General features: G+C 40.0%; 18 protein-coding genes. 7 read left to right on the forward strand and 11 right to left on the reverse strand.

Annotation, left to right across the window (positions count from 1 at the left end; all coding sequences use genetic code 11):
* The first annotated feature begins 151 nt into the window (after positions 1 to 151).
* From LVD17_RS08235 to LVD17_RS08250, 4 genes are all read left to right on the forward strand, one after another.
* Complete coding sequence (locus LVD17_RS08235) at positions 152 to 772, forward strand: inorganic diphosphatase (protein WP_233766035.1); 621 nt, start codon at positions 152 to 154, stop codon at positions 770 to 772.
* Positions 759 to 1,640 (forward strand): hypothetical protein, encoded by an 882-nt coding sequence (locus LVD17_RS08240; protein WP_233766036.1) that lies wholly within the window; start codon positions 759 to 761, stop codon positions 1,638 to 1,640. The genes LVD17_RS08235 and LVD17_RS08240 overlap by 14 nt, the downstream gene beginning before the upstream one ends.
* A gap of 334 nt (positions 1,641 to 1,974) precedes the next feature.
* Positions 1,975 to 2,145, forward strand: a complete 171-nt coding sequence (locus LVD17_RS08245) for a hypothetical protein (RefSeq protein ID WP_233766037.1) — start codon at positions 1,975 to 1,977, stop codon at positions 2,143 to 2,145.
* A gap of 95 nt (positions 2,146 to 2,240) precedes the next feature.
* Positions 2,241 to 3,461 (forward strand): tetratricopeptide repeat protein, encoded by a 1,221-nt coding sequence (locus LVD17_RS08250; RefSeq protein ID WP_233766038.1) that lies wholly within the window; start codon positions 2,241 to 2,243, stop codon positions 3,459 to 3,461.
* Between the two features lie 23 nt (positions 3,462 to 3,484).
* On the opposite strand, the gene LVD17_RS08255 is transcribed toward LVD17_RS08250, so the two are convergent.
* On the reverse strand, positions 3,485 to 3,970 hold the full coding sequence (locus tag LVD17_RS08255; RefSeq protein WP_255702570.1) for a helix-turn-helix domain-containing protein: 486 nt from the start codon (positions 3,968 to 3,970) through the stop codon (positions 3,485 to 3,487).
* A 123-nt stretch (positions 3,971 to 4,093) separates the two neighbouring features.
* On the opposite strand from LVD17_RS08255, the gene LVD17_RS08260 reads away from it, so the two are divergent.
* Entirely contained in the window at positions 4,094 to 4,351 is a 258-nt protein-coding gene (locus tag LVD17_RS08260; RefSeq protein ID WP_233766040.1) for a hypothetical protein, read from the forward strand.
* Complete coding sequence (locus tag LVD17_RS08265; protein WP_233766041.1) at positions 4,351 to 4,581, forward strand: hypothetical protein; 231 nt, start codon at positions 4,351 to 4,353, stop codon at positions 4,579 to 4,581. Before LVD17_RS08260 ends, LVD17_RS08265 begins: the two co-directional genes overlap by 1 nt.
* Positions 4,582 to 4,626: 45 nt before the next feature.
* Here LVD17_RS08265 and LVD17_RS08270 read toward each other — a convergent pair whose 3' ends face one another.
* From LVD17_RS08270 to lipB, 6 genes are all read right to left on the reverse strand, one after another.
* Positions 4,627 to 5,982 (reverse strand): alkaline phosphatase D family protein, encoded by a 1,356-nt coding sequence (locus tag LVD17_RS08270; RefSeq protein ID WP_233766042.1) that lies wholly within the window; start codon positions 5,980 to 5,982, stop codon positions 4,627 to 4,629.
* A gap of 18 nt (positions 5,983 to 6,000) precedes the next feature.
* Positions 6,001 to 6,975: a polyprenyl synthetase family protein gene (locus LVD17_RS08275; RefSeq protein WP_233766043.1), complete on the reverse strand. Its 975-nt coding sequence runs from the start codon at positions 6,973 to 6,975 to the stop codon at positions 6,001 to 6,003.
* Between the two features lie 19 nt (positions 6,976 to 6,994).
* Entirely contained in the window at positions 6,995 to 9,157 is a 2,163-nt protein-coding gene (gene rnr / locus LVD17_RS08280) for a ribonuclease R (RefSeq protein WP_233766044.1), read from the reverse strand.
* A gap of 120 nt (positions 9,158 to 9,277) precedes the next feature.
* Complete coding sequence (locus LVD17_RS08285; RefSeq protein ID WP_233766045.1) at positions 9,278 to 9,994, reverse strand: 3'-5' exonuclease; 717 nt, start codon at positions 9,992 to 9,994, stop codon at positions 9,278 to 9,280.
* A 1-nt stretch (position 9,995) separates the two neighbouring features.
* A complete protein-coding gene (locus LVD17_RS08290; RefSeq protein WP_233766046.1) occupies positions 9,996 to 10,400 on the reverse strand; it encodes a hypothetical protein in 405 nt (134 codons plus the stop codon).
* The gene (gene lipB / locus LVD17_RS08295) at positions 10,397 to 11,119 is read right to left on the reverse strand and encodes a lipoyl(octanoyl) transferase LipB (RefSeq protein ID WP_233767941.1); all 723 of its coding nucleotides are present in this window, start codon (positions 11,117 to 11,119) and stop codon (positions 10,397 to 10,399) included. The genes LVD17_RS08290 and lipB overlap by 4 nt, the downstream gene beginning before the upstream one ends.
* Before the next feature lie 49 nt (positions 11,120 to 11,168).
* On the opposite strand from lipB, the gene LVD17_RS08300 reads away from it, so the two are divergent.
* Positions 11,169 to 11,402 (forward strand): YraN family protein, encoded by a 234-nt coding sequence (locus LVD17_RS08300; RefSeq protein ID WP_306415995.1) that lies wholly within the window; start codon positions 11,169 to 11,171, stop codon positions 11,400 to 11,402.
* 107 nt (positions 11,403 to 11,509) lie between these two features.
* On the opposite strand, the gene LVD17_RS08305 is transcribed toward LVD17_RS08300, so the two are convergent.
* The 4 genes from LVD17_RS08305 to LVD17_RS08320 form a co-directional block, all read right to left on the reverse strand.
* Complete coding sequence (locus tag LVD17_RS08305; RefSeq protein WP_233766048.1) at positions 11,510 to 12,085, reverse strand: hypothetical protein; 576 nt, start codon at positions 12,083 to 12,085, stop codon at positions 11,510 to 11,512.
* A gap of 11 nt (positions 12,086 to 12,096) precedes the next feature.
* Entirely contained in the window at positions 12,097 to 12,828 is a 732-nt protein-coding gene (locus LVD17_RS08310) for a sensor histidine kinase (protein ID WP_233766050.1), read from the reverse strand.
* A 17-nt stretch (positions 12,829 to 12,845) separates the two neighbouring features.
* On the reverse strand, positions 12,846 to 13,607 hold the full coding sequence (locus LVD17_RS08315) for a hypothetical protein (protein WP_233766052.1): 762 nt from the start codon (positions 13,605 to 13,607) through the stop codon (positions 12,846 to 12,848).
* 211 nt (positions 13,608 to 13,818) lie between these two features.
* Entirely contained in the window at positions 13,819 to 14,475 is a 657-nt protein-coding gene (locus LVD17_RS08320) for a response regulator transcription factor (RefSeq protein WP_233766053.1), read from the reverse strand.
* Positions 14,476 to 14,480: the final 5 nt, after the last annotated feature.

Genomic DNA, 14,480 nt, shown 5'->3' on the forward strand with positions numbered 1-14,480 from the left:
TGAACCGTTTATTACATTCTGATCTGTAATATTTTCCAGATTTTTTATTCACTTTAGGCAAAATTTATTATGTGGTTTATTCAGGTATTTGTTACATTTGCCCTTCTTATTTTAAAAATTCGGTGACAAAAGCCTAACCAGTTATAACCAAATGTCATCTAACCGCGCAAGGATTAGTGTATTTTCTCAAATGCTTCTCAGTATGGCGTTGGTGTCGTGCAGTATTTCTCCTTACGAGCATCCGCCTATTTCGCAAAATGGCTATGTAAATGTAGTGGTAGAGATACCAGCAGGAACCAACCTAAAGTATGAGTTCAATGCAAAAGCAGAGGAGTTCGAGGTAGAGATAGTTGATGGCAAAAAGCGGACTGTTAACTTTCTGCCTTACCCTGGCAACTACGGATTTATACCCTCCACGTTAATGGACAAAGCAAAAGGTGGTGATGGTGATGCTCTTGACATACTTGTAATCTCCGAATCATTATCTCAGGGTACAGTTGTGGAAGTTATTCCGGTTGCGGTATTACAATTATCCGACCAGGGGGAAACCGATGATAAAATAATAGCTGTTCCGGCGGATGAGGCCCTACGCACAATTAACTGTATAACATTGAATTGTATCAGGGAGAAATATCCTAAGGCTTTATCGATCATACAAGATTGGTTTAGCAGCTATAAAGGGGCCGGAAAAATGAAATTTCTTGGATGGTCCAATGAAAAAGTGGCGATAAGTGAAATAAAAAAGTGGTCAGTTTCTGATGAAAAAAAGTAATTACTTGTGGATGATAATCTGTGCTGTGGTTGCCTGCAGCGCCAATAGTGATAGCAATGATCCTGAAAAGAATGTCCGCTTCAGCGCGGCCGAGTCACGAGGTGAAGTTGAAAACTCCCTGATCAATGAAGCTTCCGGCCTGACAGAAAGCCTTAGCAATGCAGGTTTGTTATGGACGCATAATGATAGTGGCAACGACCCTTTCATTTTTCTGATCGATGAATATGGTCATGACCACGGTACTTATGAGCTGAAAAATGTGATTAACCGTGACTGGGAGGATATATCCAGTGGTCCGGGACCTGAAAAGGGGCAAAACTATCTTTACATAGCAGAAATGGGAGATAATAATGCTGTCCATGAACTGAAGTATATCTATCGATTTAAAGAGCCCGTTGTTGGCGGACCAAAAATTATTGAAGATTTTGAAACCATTACCTTTCAATATCCAGATGGCAAACGTGACGCTGAATGCCTGATGGTTGATCCTCTGACGAAAGATCTGTATATCGTCTCTAAAAGAGAAGACCATGTAGGAATCTATAGGGCGTCATATCCACAATCCACCGAAGAGCTTATAACCTTGGAAAAGCTGGGAACTATACCATTTCACAATATCGTCGGTGGGGATATCTCTTCTGATGGCGGAGATATACTGCTGAAAACATATGATCAAATAATGTACTGGCAAAGACCTGAAGATGTTTCAGTTTATGAGGCTTTGCAACAAGAACCTTTATTAATCCCATACTTGCCTGAACCGCAAGGCGAATCTATTGCCTGGAAAAAAGACGAGACCGGCTTTTTTACCTTGAGTGAGGAGCGGGATAGTATTGAAGCCGTCTTATATTTCTATAAAAAACACTAGGCCTTCTAAGACAAGGGATGATAGGTTTTTAGCAAAAAATATACTTTTTACCTGGCCAAACTCAAGTCAGTACAAAAAGGTTACACCATTTCGTTGATAGTATTTTGATTGTATAATACTTATCTCATAAGCATGCGCGGTACAAAACGCACTTACAGTACTTTTCTCTAATCTTTGTCTCTCACTGTTAAAAGTTTAGACATCAATTTATACCTCAACTTGCGTCTATCTCTGTCAAATGTCTAAAATCAGAAAAGATCGCATTATTTGGCATATCAATGTTTTATAGTTTTACCATATAATATTGATAATTAACAATTTAAATGGTTTAAATATGAAAAAGACTTTAACATCTCTTTTTGTTTTAGGTGTGCTGTTTATAGCAAGTTCCTGTACCGATCCGGCGGCTGATGAATTGTATGATTTGAAGAAAGCCGATGCGGCTACAGCCACTGTCGGAGACAAGAGTCCGGACACTGATGATAATCCGCCCCCAGCTCCTTAAGAAAGTTATACATGTAAGTTTTTCCAAAAAAAGACCCGAATAAATTTCGGGTCTTTTTGTTTAATTTACATTTTGGTGTAGGAAAAATTATATTTATGAGTAAACTTGTTTTTACCCCTTTAATGCTGGTCTGCTCGTTGTGTTTTGCACAATCAGATTTACAGGGTCTTTATGACTCTGCCCGACTTAACTCAGATCTTAGTCTTGCCAGAGAGGTTAACAATATGGCCAGCCAATTAAATGAAAAGAAGGTTATGGCTAATTCATACTTTCTAATGGCCTATTTGCAAAAAAAAGATGAGAAATTCTACGAGGCTGTTTCGAATTACTTTCATGCCTTATCTATTTACCGATCGCTAGATGACAAAAAGCAGATTGCCAATGTAACCGAAAACATTGCCAACATATATAATGCAACCGGTTTTCATGATAAAGCCCTTGAATACTACTATGATGTAATCAGGATCAGAACCGTACTCAGAGATACCACGGGACTGATGAAGGTGAACTCTGCCACGGGACTGCAGCTACAAGAAATGGGCCGGTACGAGGAAGCTCTTGTCCTTTATGCTCAAACTCTAAGTATGGCTCAGACCGTCGATGATAAGTACCGTATCTACTGGATAAATAATAATATCGGACGCTTATACAGATCGCTGAACGATTTCCCCAACGCGAGGACCGCTTATGAGAAGTCCATACAAGCGGCTACCAGTGAAAATGAGGTTGGCGAAGTCTACAATAACCTGGGCTATCTGTATTTAACTGTTAACGATACCTTGTCAGCTCATAAATATTTTAAAGAATCGCTCAACCTACTTACTGACCAAATGTTTATTGGAACTGTCTACACCAACCTGGCTCATATTTATGAATCGAGGAATACAGATTCTACACAGCTTTTCTTTGAAAAAAGCTTTTCATTTTTTACTGACCATCAGATAGCTATGAGGGAGGAGTATTTTGAAGTATGCAGAAAATTGAAGGAGATCAATCGCAATAATGGCAATCTCAGCGAGGCTCTAAAATACAGTGATAATATTGACCAACTAACTGCGGATTTGCTGGAGTTACGCGTAAACCTCAATGACATGTATAACCAATATCAGGTAGAAGCTGCAACCTACAAATTTGCCAGCCAGGAAAAGGCCCGGGCACTGGCCCGACAGCTAAAAATTGATCAATATATTAAATGGGCACTGGCCGTACTGGCCTTAGTATTGATTACCCTGCTGATCATTTTGTATAGGAAAAACCGTAAAATACAATTTGCTCAGGATACCGCCAGAAAAATTTATAAGGTCATTCATTCCTGAAACAAACTTGTATTAATGGAAAGTCAGCTACCCTTCATGTTAATAAGCTGAGTAAGAAAATCACTGGAGGCGGATAGCTTACCTTCAAGCTTTTGTTTGTCTTCCTTTAAACGTTCGTTGGCATTGACCAGGGCTTCATACTCACGGAGCAGATCCTCGAATGCCTCCTCCGGGCTTTCTTCAAAAATCTTGCGATAGAGTTCTGTTTTTGCACGAGCTCCGTTGAAAATCTCAGATTCTGCGGTTGCTATGTCATTTGGCAAATCGGGGATATCACCGTTCTCGTCTTCTGCAAATAAATAAGTAACCGGAGTTTGTAATATCTGGGCAATTACAGGCAATAAATCACTTGTAGGGGAAGACTGTCCATTCTCCCATGAGGAAAGTGTAGCGTTCCTAAAAGAAATACCCGCAACCTGATTTACCCTCTGGATGAACTCAGATTGCGTCATCTTAAGTTTTTTGCGGTAAAAAGCAATTTTATTGCCTAAGAGAATTTTATTATTCAAGATAACCGTATATATTTAATCAAATTTACGATAATTAGTAAATAATAATAGTGTTATGCCTGTTAAGATACGAAATTTAACAAAATGAACGCACTAAGATTGCGCTCCCAAACCTAAAAACTTATGATACTTACTGAAAGAGACATTTATCCGATGCTGGAGTTTGACCGGGATGGCAAGCATAGCTTTACCATACAGCTTTTTTTTGATGAGATCAAAGAATACTCTCTGTGCTGGCTGGCTGAAGAGGAGCTTGAACACAGATACCCCAACCATATTATAAACAAAGATCTGAGGTATAGACGCAATGGTAACAAGATAGAAATATTGGAAACCAAGACTAAAAGCAATATTGCGCAGATAAGGTATATACCACTTTAATGGGACTACAGGAAATATTATCCAGATTTAATAGACTTCAGGAACTGATTGAACAGGAAAACACCGGTAGCCCCGAAAATCTCGCAGACTCACTCGGGGTTTCCAAAAGACAACTGCTAAATTACATTATAGCTTTAAAAAATGAGTCTGATCAGTCTATTGTATATGACAGGTCTATCCAAAGCTATAAGTTTATGGATGGTAAAGATTCTGAAGTGGATCAGGCTTAATTTCAGAATGTGAAACAATGCTCCGGTATTGGCAAATTTATTAAATTAATACAGGTTTCTGCAAAATCTGTATTTTAATGGTTTTCCAAGGCTGCTATTAATAACCCTTCCGTATTTATCCATGGCCGACCATTGGATGCAAATCTGATTTCCTCCAGTGTCAATGACCTCCATCAGCCCAAACTGACCGTTACGAGCACTATAACCATTGCTATAGGGGCCGCCTTTATAAATACCAAAGTTATCCAGGGGTGCAGCATGAAATACGGGTATTTTTGTTTCTCCGGAGGTGGCGAAGCCACTGTTACTGCCATCATCAATGGCTACCATGTGCGCATCTCCTGAGAGGATAAACAGCGGGATTTCATAATCTTCAATGAAATTGGCAATCACCCTTCTCTCTTCCCCAAAGCCTCCCCAGTCATCTTTTTCATCGCATTCATACTTCCTGCTTCTCTTGTCACTGATCCATGGTATACCTGAAACCCAAGCCACGATCATTGAATCAGCCTTAGCTTGCAATAACTGCTCTTTAAACCAGTTAAGATGTGCTTCATTGCCAAAATTGGTGCCCTCTTTTACTTTTTCACATCCTGAATACCGTGGTCGCTGTTTCTGAGAGCGCAAATCAGTTAGCAAATACTTTACCCTGCCAACATTGAAAACCTGAGAAATGGGTCCCTTGTTGTCATCAAACGCTAAAGGATAATGGGGCACAAATCGCTTGTAAGCTTCGATGGCTTCCTTTTTACAACCAGCATCCTTAGCACTGTTATTCGGCCCATAATCATGGTCGTCCCACATATAAACAAAGGGTATGCGATGATAAAGAAATGATTGTGACGTCGAACGTTGCACATCAAAAAATGCCTTTGCAAAAGCGTATTCACAATTGTTCTTTATATTTTCATAATGAAGATCGCCGGTATTCATATAGAACAATGGGCCTTGCTCTTGAATCGTGCGGAATATCCTGCTTCTGGAGCCGGTCCTTGCGCATGAAGCAAAGGCAACCTTATAAGAGAACATACCATGCGGAAATGTTTTAAAATAGCCTTTTAGCTTTTCATCTGCCGTAAGTTCGCCATCCATTTCAAGCTTGTAATAGTAGCTGGTTGCACTTTTAAGGCTATCTAATGAAGTTTTTGAAGTCAGAAAATCCGTAGCTTTTACTTCTACGGACGGTGAGTACCGAACATCCTGAGAAAAATTCTTATCTGGTGAATAGACAATTCTTACTACCGACTCCCGGCTAGTCTTAAATGCGATAACAGCCGAGCTATCGGTAACCGAACCTGCCCAGACATACTCAAGGTACTTATCCGGATTTTCCGGCGGTGAACAGCCGGTAAGTATGCAAACCCAGAAACATATTAATATTGCTGAATGCAGATAAATCAAATTGCGGATATTTCGTTGCTATTTTTCCCGGGCAGCCAGTCTTTCAGCAAACTTTTTCAGCATGGCCTTGCGATGCAATGGGGCATTGATCTGCTTCAAAGAGTGAAACCCCTGCTCAAAATACTTGCTCATGGTATGCTCTGTAAGTTCTTTAATGCCGAGTTCGTTATAGATCTGAGTTACAGCTCTTACTTTATGCTCCGGTTCAAATTGTTTTTTGTTAAGCCAGTCCTCAAGCTCTTTCCTTTGCTTACCCTTAGCATTATCTAATGCTTTTATCAGCAGAAATGTTTTTTTATTTGACAGAATATCTCCTCCAACTTGTTTGCCAAACTTATCTTTATCTGCATAGACATCAAGCAGGTCATCCATCAGTTGGAATCCAATACCTATATTAATACCAAACTCTCGCAGTGCTTTGCAGCTTTCTTTTGCTACCCCGGCAAGCAGTCCTCCAAGCTCAAGGCTAAAGCCTAGAAGCACGGCAGTCTTTTGCCTGATCATATCCAGGTATTCTTCCTCTGTAACTGTTTCTCGGCTTTCGAAAAGCATATCGAGCTGCTGCCCCTGGCACACTTCACGGGCGCACTGATTAAATGCCTGAAAAATATCAACTGTTAGTGATGCGTCGTCAGTAATCAACATTTCATATGCCTTAACCAGCATCACATCTCCGGAAAGGATAGCCGTATTATGGTTCCACTCCTCATGAACTGTATTCTTCCCTCTTCTCAGCGGGGCGTCATCCATAATGTCATCGTGCATCAAAGTGAAGTTATGAAACACCTCCACGGCAATAGCCTGTTTCAAGATGGATGTTACATCATCCTTGTAAAGGGAATAAGCCAGCAGAGTCAGCAATGGCCTTAATCGCTTGCCTCCCAATAACATAATATATTCTATGGGTTCATATAGCTCTTTTGGAGCTTTTCCATATTCGGCGTTCTCAATTTCCTTTGAAATTAATGCCTGTAGTTGCTTTAGATTTTTCATGGGCTAAGTGATGGCGAAACTAAACCATATCCTTCTTATCGGCAAATTCAAGATCAATGGTTCTTCTATCAATATCAGTGCTTTTGACGGTAACATGTACTTTGTCTCCCAGCGTATACATCTTCTTATTTCTCCGTCCAAACACGCGATAGTTTTTCTCATCAAATTCATAGTAATCGTCCTTCATGTCTACCATACGCACCATACCTTCACATTTGGTTTCCACAATCTCAACAAAAATACCCCACTCTGTAACGCCTGATATAATACCATCAAAAATGCGATCTTCTACACTTTGCATAAACTCTACCTGCTTATATTTAATGGAGGCCCGCTCGGCATCTGCCGCTCTTTTTTCTCTTTCAGATGAGTGGATACATTTTTCTTCAAAGTCTTTTTTATCTACAGATTTACCTTTGTCAAGGTAGTGCTGCAAAAGCCGGTGCACCATCATATCAGGGTACCTCCTGATCGGTGATGTGAAGTGCGTATAATGCTTAAATGCCAGGCCGAAATGACCCATGGCCTCTGTTGTATATTTTGCTTTAGCCATGGACCTAATGGCCAGTTGCTGCAACACATTCTCCTCCGGTCTTCCCTCTATAGTTGTCATCAGGCTATTAAGTGACTGAGAAATAGAGCCCTGGTCAGTTTTAAGATCGTGACCAAACTTTTTGGCAAATTGTGCAAAAGAGTCAACTTTTTCAGGGTTCGGGTAATCGTGGGTCCGATACACAAAGGTGTTTTTATCTTCACCTTTCTTCATTTCATATACAAAGGCAGCTACTTTTCTATTCGCCAACAGCATGAACTCTTCAATAAGTTTATGTGCATCTGTTCGCACTTTTGGGATAATCCCCAATGGCTTACCTTTTTCGTCAAGTTTAAACTTGACCTCCGTGGTCTCAAAATTAACGGCTCCTTTATTGAACCTCTCTTTTCTAAGCTTTTTGGCGAGGTCATTGAGTTTTTGAAGCTCCTGAACTAAATCTCCAAGGCCTGTTTCTATACTTGCCTGTGCTTCTTCGTAGGTAAATCTGCGATCTGAGTGTATTATCGTTCTTCCAAACCACTCTTTCTGCACATTGGCTTTATCATCCATCTCAAAAACCGCTGCAAATGTCAGCTTGTCTTCTCGTGGCCTCAGTGAACAAAGTCCATTTGAAAGCCTCTCCGGCAGCATAGGTACGGTACGATCTACCAGATATACAGACGTGGCCCTGTCAAATGCTTCTTTTTCTAGTGTGGTATTGGGCAATACGTAATGCGTAACGTCAGCTATGTGGATGCCTATTTCGTAATTACCATTCTCCAAAACCTGGAAAGAAAGTGCATCATCAAAATCCTTAGCGTCTTCAGGATCTATCGTAAAGGTCAGCACATCTCTGAAATCTCTTCTCTTCTCGATCTCGTTTTTGGTGATCTTATCCGAAATTTTCTCAGCTTCCTGTTCAATATGTTCGGGAAATTCAAAGGGCAGATCAAACTCAGCCATTATTGAATGTATTTCGGCTTCATTGTCACCTGCCGGCCCCAGCACATTTACGATTTCACCTTCAGGGCTTTTATCATGTGCAGGCCATTGGGTAACTTTTACTATTACCTTATCGTTATGCCTGGCTCCATGCGTGGCATCAAGCTTTACGAATATATCCTGGTGGATCTTTTTATTGTCCGCAATAACAAATGCGAACCGTGGTGAAAACTCTATTCGTCCTACAAATTGCTCTCTCGCCCGTTCTACGATCTCAACTACTCTGCCTTCTGGCTTTCGTCCATCTCCAGCACCTTTAAGCTGTACCTTTACCGTATCACCGTCCATTGCAAAGTTGATATCCTGAGCTTTTATGTAGACATCTTCTTTGTCATCCGGTGTTAATAGATAAGCAAAGCGGGGATTGACATGGTCAAGTTTACCAATGAGAAATTCCGCTTCACTCACACTTTTATAACTTCCATTGGTGAGTTGAATGATCTTGCCGCTTCTGTGCAGGTCTGAAAGCACATAGGGTATCTCTCTGTTATAATCTTTTCTTCGGTAGCCTAGCTTTTTGGCTACCTGACTTGCTGTATATACTTTATTATAATTACTATTAAGAAGCGAAAGAATCCTGGCATTCAGTTTTTCTTTAATACCTCCGGATTTTCCATGGTTCTTCTTTTTTCTTTTCTTTTGACTCATAAATTACAGTGTCATGCATCTTAACAAAGATGCGATTAATATTAATGCTTATTACGCCCCAGTATTACTAAATGTTTAAAATTAAAACAAGCTTGGGGGCTATTAGTTAGGCCTCTCGGACTAATTGGCTGGCGTGACGGTAACCTCAAACGGTTCTGATGTGATATTCTTTAGTTTTAAGTACAATTGTGCTGTTACAGCTACATCCTGCAGGCAATAATCGGCTATTTTTCCCAGATTTCGATCTTTATAGTAAACACGGTTTACATCGCTGCCGTTCATGTCTGTTTTACTGGATTCAATATTAAAAATTGCTGCCAGAAGATCAAGGGATGTATAATGTTTCCAGTCACCAAACTTCCACATGTCCATAGTATCAATATGATTGATCTCCCATGGCTTTTTGCCGGAAAGATCCAAAGCCGTCGGAAGCGAAATGCCATTTATCAGCATTCTCCGGCTTAAGTATGGAAAGTCGAACTCCCTGCCATTGTGGGCACACAGCTTCAGACTGTCTGATTTCATCTTTCCAAGTATGGTACTAAAGCGCTCCAGAAGGGCTTTTTCGTTTTCATCATAAAGTGCTTTTAGTCTGAGCACCCGCTTCTCTTCCTCCAAATGAAAAAAACCTATGCCAATACTCACTATTTTTCCAAATTCAGCATAAATTCCGGCACGCTGAAAATAGAATTCATCCTCGGTAAGTCCTTCTTCCTTTTTTAAAAAGGAGGCCTTGCGGCTCCATAAAATTTTCATCCGCTCATTCAGCTCTTCATATGTTTCGCCTGAGCTGACTGTTTCAATATCCAAAAAGAGGATGTCCTTTAGTTCTTTCATGCTATGAATGAAGAACTCCTTTCATCTTCAGCTCTTTTATGTAAATAAGGTTCTCCTCTTTAATGGTATCAGGAAGAAAAATAAATTTCTTATCATAAATCTTCCCCTCAATATAGTAGCTCACCCAGAATTCATTGTTGAGATGGAAAATTTCAGAATTTATCGGTTCTATCAGCGCAGTACCTTTTGCTGGTACGGTTTCCAGAAAATGTCTCAATGTTGACGTCTTCTGGTGCTCACCGTTTAGTTCTCCATAACCTGTAGAAGCCACAAGAGTATTTTCTATATCATGGTCATTTCTATTAATAAGATGAACGTTCCACTCTGTTTCATTCAGTTTATTCACCTCTCTGGTTACAGCCAGTGTTACATTCTTAACTTCCGGTACTTTAATATCCTTTCTCATTTTTCAAACAGGCTCATTTCAAACAGAACAGCCAACTTCGCTTTCAATATGGACTTTACTTCATCAATATTCTGTTTCTGCCCCAGTTCCTTTTCCAGTGAAGTTACGGCTTTGTCTTCAATTCCGCATGGCACAATATTGCCAAAATAATCCAAATCTGTATTTACATTAAAAGCAAATCCGTGCATGGTTACCCATCTGCTGGATTTAACGCCCATAGCACAGATCTTTCGTGGCTTCACCTGCTGCACATGATCCAGCCATACACCGGTAAGGCCTTCAATCCTCCCTGCTATTATGCCATATTCGGCAAGTGTCTCAATAATCCCTTCTTCCAGCAACCTAAGGTACTTATGAATATCTGTAAAGAAGTTATCAAGGTCAAGGATGGGGTACCCGACTATTTGGCCCGGACCATGATAGGTAATGTCCCCGCCACGATTAATCTTATAATAGGTTGCTTGCTTTGCCTTCAGCCCATTGCTATCAATCAACAGGTGCTCCTCAGAGCCACTTTTGCCCAACGTATAAACGTGAGGGTGCTCACAAAAAATCAGGTGATTGGGTGTAATTGCTTGCTGATCTTCTTGAAGCTTTCTATTGCTGATCTTTAAACCAACAATTTCATCAAACAGTTTTGTCTGATAGTCCCAGGCTTCTTTATAATCGATGATACCCAGATCGATGAATTGTACTTTTTTATTGATTATAGAATTCACTGCCGAAACAAACAGGCTTATATTTGAACTCTGCAAAGGTAATGAAATTATGAACAATAAAGCGCAAACTGGAAAAGACGGGGAACAGCGGGCTGCCGAGTACCTTATGGGCAAGGGGTATGAATTGCTAGAGAGGAACTATCGTTACAAGAGATCAGAAATAGACATTATTATAAAAAAAGAACAGCTTCTGGTTTTTGTGGAAGTAAAAACCAGAAGCTATAGTTCTTTCGGGTATCCGGAAGATGCAGTCGATGGCATCAAGATTAAAAAAGTGATTTAAGGAGCTGATCAATACATTCATGAAAAAAATTGGTGTCATGATATCCGGTTTGATGTAATCTCCATAGACTGCTCTACTCAGGAAATCGTTCATTTTGAAGATGCCTTTTATTGATCTGCATACACCTCCACGCTAATGTCATGTGGCGCCGGCTCATCGCCTCCAAAATATGGAAATAGCATATAGTTAACGTTACCTGAGCAATTGGGATTTTTGTTAATCTCTACTCTGGATGCGCCATTTACAGTAAAGACATATTTGTTATCAATAATCTCGATCTGATAGTCGTTCATTTTATTGAGCTCAACGGAGGTCACATACTCCGATAGTCTGTTACCATTCACATAGCAGTATGCGTGCACTTCCAGCTGATCATTATACCACCTCCAGCCAAAGCGCGCACTATTCTCATGATGGTGGCTGTTACAATCAGAAAAGCCCATAAGTTTATTTAGGTCAGCCTGATTTTCCACTTTTTGTGTTTCATAGATTGCTGATTCGTCAAACCTCGCCTGAAAACTCAAGGCTTTTCCATCAAACGATTTAATGGTTCGGTTAGACTCATGATGGCCTTCTTTTATGATGTATAGCTTTTGAATATCACCCTCAAAAGGAGAGTCTATTTCAATTTTACAGGCTGTAAAAAATAACAACAGCCCTGATAGTAGTAGTGCGTTTTTCATCAAAAAAATATTTATAAATTGTTTGGTATTTTGACTATGAAGTTACTCCCAACCCCTTTGGATGAAGCAACTGAAACTTCTCCTTCCAGTTTGTTTACTGCCTCCTGTACTATATACAAGCCAAGGCCCGATCCCTTGGAAGATTCGGATGACCGGTAAAACATTTGAAAAATATCACTAATATTCTCTTTGGAAATACCTTCACCATTATCGCATATTTCTATTACAGCATGCTTCGGTGTAACCTTTACATCTATATCTACAAATTTTTCTGTTTTCCTTAAATCCTGGAAAACTATTGCGTTCTGAATAAGGTGCTCAAGGATGAGGTTTACACGCAGCTGGTCCGACACAAATTTCTGATCCTGCTTTACACGTACCCTAAATTTAATTTTACTGGCTCGCACATAATCCAGATATTGATCTAAAATCTTGGCTATATTCTCGTTGAAATGAATGCTGGATTTTACAATTGGTCCGCGGGCGTTTCCAACAAATGACTCTAATGATTTCAGGAAGTTATCCATTCTTACCACACTCTCGTTGATCAGATGAAGGCATTCATCGATGATATCATCTCTTGTGGATTTCTCCGCCAGTCGGATCAATCCCTTTATGGAAGCCAATGGCCCTTTAAGGTCATGAGAACAGCTGTAAACAAACTTATCGAGCACTGAATTAGCCTCAGACAACTCCTGATTGAGTAAGTGATTCATTTCCTTAATTTTAAGTGTGGTTCTCATCTTTATTGATAGTTAGGTTATTTCCTCCGGCCAAATCTCACCCCCATATTAACCGCATAAGGTTTTTCAATACTGGTGTTTTCCAGTCGCTTAATATTTGCTGAAGCTCTTAACTGAATTCCTGTTTTTGCTTCTGCAAAAAAGTGAACGAAGTCTCTTTCTGCCTGAATCCGATATTCCAGACCTATGCCTATGTTAATGTTAGTAGTATTAATACTGCCCAGAAATGGTTCTCTGCCCACACCCCTTTGCTTTTCTACCCGGTCGGCTTCTTCTATATAGTGACCATAGAATTTCATGCTTTGGTTATTTAATCCTGCCATTACATAGGCATCTGCTTTCTTTGCGGGAAGCTGCAGGGCTTTTAGTAAGTAAACATTGCTGTTGATTTCAACCTCAAATAGGTCAATGGTACGCTTTGTTGCCGAATTAGAATAGTAAAGCCCGGCTAACCTGGCTACTATACGGCTGTAAGTATTACCGAAGATAAAGGCAGCACTTCCACCTTCTTCAAATACGTTGAGACGATCCAGCTCTGTCACGTCACTTTCCAAAGTAAAGTTTCGCATGCCGAAGGACGCCTCAATGCCTTTATGACTGAAAATGGAATTGCTCTCCTCTTCTTCTAATACCGCTTCCGGTTCATATTGAGCACAGGCCTCAAAAAATGAGAAAGCCATCACAAAAAAAATGGCCAACGCTCTTAAAAAATTTCTAATTGAGATATAAAAAAATGTCATGGCTATTAAATTCATCAATACAAATTTGATGATAACCATGGCTGTTTTTATGAGGGAATTCCTGAAAAGGAAAAATCAGAAGTACTCTTATTAAAAAAGGCCCTTATGCGAAAATAAAGGCCTTTTTAGGAAATTTTGCAGATTTCCAGAAAATATTTGACTCTGCATACTAGAGTAACCCTCAGGGACTTAGGATTAAACCCTGAGAAATTTGTGAGGGTAAACCCTCAGAACCTCTATGTTTTGAGGATCACAGCTCAATGATGTTGTTCTTTATGGCATACTTGACAAGTTCGGCAGTATTTTTAAGACCAAGCTTGGAAAGAATATTTGTTTTATGTGTTTCAACGGTTTTGATACTGATAAACAGGGCATCGGCCACTTCCTGGTTTGACTTTCCCATAGCTACCTGCTCCAGCACTTCAAACTCCCTGGTCGTAAGCTCTTTACTTTTTTGAGCTGGTTTCTTTTCATCAGCTTCCTGATTATAAAATTGCTCGAAAACCATATTCATAATAGAGGGGCTGAAATACTTTTCTCCGGCGTTGACCTTTTTTATAGCATCTATCAATGCCTCCCGGCTGACGTCTTTCGGTAAATATCCATTAACCCCAACTTTTGCACTTAGGGATATATAATCCTGATTAACCTCACCTGACAATAATATGATCCGGATATCACTATTTTGCTCTTTTATCCAGCGGGCCGCTTCTATACCTGTCATTCCTTTCATCATAATATCCATTAATATTATATCCGGGTAAAGTTCCTGAGCAGCATTAATGGCCTCCTCTCCACTCTCTACTTTCCCTACCACATCAATGAATTCAACATTTTTCAGCATTGATGCAACGCCTTCTCTCATCAGAGCATGGTCATCTACTAAAAGTACGCGAATATGTCTCATTTTAA

Origin of the sequence: Fulvivirga ulvae (genome assembly GCF_021389975.1) — a bacterium.
Lineage (GTDB): Bacteria > Bacteroidota > Bacteroidia > Cytophagales > Cyclobacteriaceae > Fulvivirga > Fulvivirga ulvae.

Bases quoted from the DNA above. Each gene is read 5' to 3' on its own strand.
- LVD17_RS08250 (WP_233766038.1), top strand. From the start codon at position 2,241: ATGAGTAAACTTGTTTTTACCCCTTTAATGCTGGTCTGCTCGTTGTGT.
- LVD17_RS08260 (WP_233766040.1), top strand. From the start codon at position 4,094: ATGATACTTACTGAAAGAGACATTTATCCGATGCTGGAGTTTGACCGG.
- LVD17_RS08275 (WP_233766043.1), bottom strand. From the start codon at position 6,975: ATGAAAAATCTAAAGCAACTACAGGCATTAATTTCAAAGGAAATTGAG.
- LVD17_RS08235 (WP_233766035.1), top strand. From the start codon at position 152: ATGTCATCTAACCGCGCAAGGATTAGTGTATTTTCTCAAATGCTTCTC.
- LVD17_RS08265 (WP_233766041.1), top strand. From the start codon at position 4,351: ATGGGACTACAGGAAATATTATCCAGATTTAATAGACTTCAGGAACTG.
- LVD17_RS08320 (WP_233766053.1), bottom strand. From the start codon at position 14,475: ATGAGACATATTCGCGTACTTTTAGTAGATGACCATGCTCTGATGAGA.
- LVD17_RS08290 (WP_233766046.1), bottom strand. From the start codon at position 10,400: ATGAGAAAGGATATTAAAGTACCGGAAGTTAAGAATGTAACACTGGCT.
- LVD17_RS08300 (WP_306415995.1), top strand. From the start codon at position 11,169: ATGAACAATAAAGCGCAAACTGGAAAAGACGGGGAACAGCGGGCTGCC.
- LVD17_RS08305 (WP_233766048.1), bottom strand. From the start codon at position 12,085: ATGAAAAACGCACTACTACTATCAGGGCTGTTGTTATTTTTTACAGCC.
- LVD17_RS08240 (WP_233766036.1), top strand. From the start codon at position 759: ATGAAAAAAAGTAATTACTTGTGGATGATAATCTGTGCTGTGGTTGCC.
- LVD17_RS08245 (WP_233766037.1), top strand. From the start codon at position 1,975: ATGAAAAAGACTTTAACATCTCTTTTTGTTTTAGGTGTGCTGTTTATA.
- LVD17_RS08310 (WP_233766050.1), bottom strand. From the start codon at position 12,828: ATGAGAACCACACTTAAAATTAAGGAAATGAATCACTTACTCAATCAG.
- LVD17_RS08285 (WP_233766045.1), bottom strand. From the start codon at position 9,994: ATGAAAGAACTAAAGGACATCCTCTTTTTGGATATTGAAACAGTCAGC.
- LVD17_RS08315 (WP_233766052.1), bottom strand. From the start codon at position 13,607: ATGGTTATCATCAAATTTGTATTGATGAATTTAATAGCCATGACATTT.
- rnr (WP_233766044.1), bottom strand. From the start codon at position 9,157: ATGAGTCAAAAGAAAAGAAAAAAGAAGAACCATGGAAAATCCGGAGGT.